Source organism: bacterium (assembly GCA_030247525.1).
In the GTDB taxonomy this organism is placed as follows: Bacteria; Electryoneota; JAOADG01; order JAOADG01; family JAOADG01; genus JAOTSC01.
The window spans coordinates 1-2030 of the sequence record JAOTSC010000286.1 but is presented as its reverse complement, the minus strand read 5'-3'; the positions used below and the strand labels follow the sequence as shown (position 1 = coordinate 2030).

The window sequence follows — 2030 nt, the reverse complement described above, 5'->3', positions numbered from 1 at the left end:
GTGTAAGGTGAAGGGTGTAAGAAATCGGGTGAAGGGTTTAGGGTATAAGGTGTAGGGTGTAGGGTAGAAAAAGACTGGTCGAGGTTCTCGGAATCTTCTTTAGCTTCCTTTTCACCATTCACCTTTGACCCTTCACCCTTGACCTTTGACCCTTCACCTTTCACGAAGTGAAATTTCAGTGCATGAGATTTCATCGGATATTTTTGTTGCGGATGGCGGCGCAACATTTCCGGTAAGTCGTTTTCATTGGGCGACCCAGAGGGTCTGCCCCTACTCGAATAGTCGTCGGACAAGAATGTCCGACGTACGGATTGCTCCCCATGTTCCCTGTCCCCCGTTCCCTGTTCCCTGCTCACAAGGAGAGTAATTCCATCGCGTTCGAGGAACCAAGTCATGCCATTCTTCGCTTGACATTTGTAGAGCACGCGCGAATCCCATTGCCCCTTGTTTTCGGTGAAGAAGAATGGAGAGGGGATCGTTTGCGGCTTGGTGGCTGCTGTTGCGCGAGGAGGAAATACTAAAGCGTAGCAGAGGAGTAAAACGTAACCGATGAATCGAAACGATAAATGACGAAGCATATCAGGTTCTCCACACTTTCATAAGGTAAGTGGAAAATCTCTTATAACTGTTACCCTTTTCAATATCCTCAGAAATTATTGCTGCATGAACTTCTGAGAATGACCTCAGAGAAAGGAAACTTTCGGAGGAAATCCTGTATTCTCTTGCAGTTACTTTCCGAGAAAACCGGGAAATTGCTCACACTATTTCCAAAGAGTACCTTCTCCCGTTGTAACAAAATCCGTGTGATGGGAGTACCGAAAAATGGCTGGGAAAGACGTTATCCGCATCGAAGGCGCCCGCGAACACAATCTGCAGAACATTACACTTGAGTTGCCACGGAACAAGCTGATCGTGATAACCGGGCTTTCCGGCTCCGGGAAATCGTCGCTTGCCTTCGATACGATTTATGCCGAGGGGCAGCGCCGTTATGTCGAATCGCTATCGGCGTATGCCCGGCAATTTCTCGGACTCATGGAAAAGCCCGACGTCGACCGGATCGAGGGACTCTCACCCGCCATTGCGATTCAACAAAAAACCGGTCGCAGTAATCCCCGCTCGACGGTCGGTACCGTTACCGAGATTTACGATTATCTCCGCCTCCTCTTTGCCCGGATCGGCATTCCCCATTGTCCGCAATGCGGGAAAATCATTGAACGTCAAACCGCCGAACAGATCGTTGATCAACTCCTTTTCTATCCCGTTGGCAGTAAAATCACGTTGCTTGCACCACTGATCCGCGGTCGCAAAGGGGAGTACAAAGAGCTGCTTGCCGAAGTGAAACGCGATGGATATGTCCGCGTCCGGGTCGACGGCATCACCTATGGCATCGAAGACAGTATTCCGCTCCAAAAGACGAAGAAGCATACGATCGAAGTTGTCGTCGACCGGTTGAAAGTCGATCCAAAACTCCGCTCGCGCATCATCGATTCGGTGGAAACTGCGCTCAAACTCTCTTCGGGACTACTCACTATCGTCGATGAAAAAAACGTCGAGAAAATGTTCAGCGAGCGGTTCGCATGTATCGAATGTGGCATTTCCATCGAGGAACCGGTGCCGCGGCTGTTCTCGTTTAATTCCCCCTATGGCGCGTGCCCAACTTGTTCGGGACTCGGTACAAAAATGGAAATCGATCCAGAGCGGATGGTGGTCAATCCTTCGCTCTCGGTGTTGGAAGGGGCGCTTGCCAATAGCGTTTCCGGCGATACCCTTTTTAACTCGATGATGGAACAGATGGCGAAGGTACACGGCTTCACCATCGATGGTCCCTGGGAGAAACTGACCAAACAACAAAAACAGTGGATTTTGTATGGGACTGGCACTGAGAAGTATCGTTACCGATTCGCCCATAGCGACGGGAAACGGTTTTGGGAGCAAACCGGGAAGTGGGAAGGCGTAATTCCCAACCTGCAGCGGCGCTATCATCAGACCCAATCGGACATGATCCGGGAATGGATCGAAGGCTTTATGGG

At 50.4% G+C, this 2030-nt stretch carries 2 protein-coding genes; one reads left to right on the top strand and one right to left on the bottom strand.

Annotated elements, in window-relative coordinates:
* Positions 1 to 578: hypothetical protein (locus OEM52_15040; GenBank protein ID MDK9701449.1), on the bottom strand; the 578-nt coding region annotated here is incomplete at its 3' end.
* Positions 579 to 822: 244 nt separating this feature from the next.
* Here OEM52_15040 and OEM52_15035 point away from each other — a divergent pair.
* A partial coding sequence (locus OEM52_15035) for an excinuclease ABC subunit UvrA (GenBank protein MDK9701448.1) occupies positions 823 to 2030 on the top strand: 1208 nt, incomplete at its 3' end.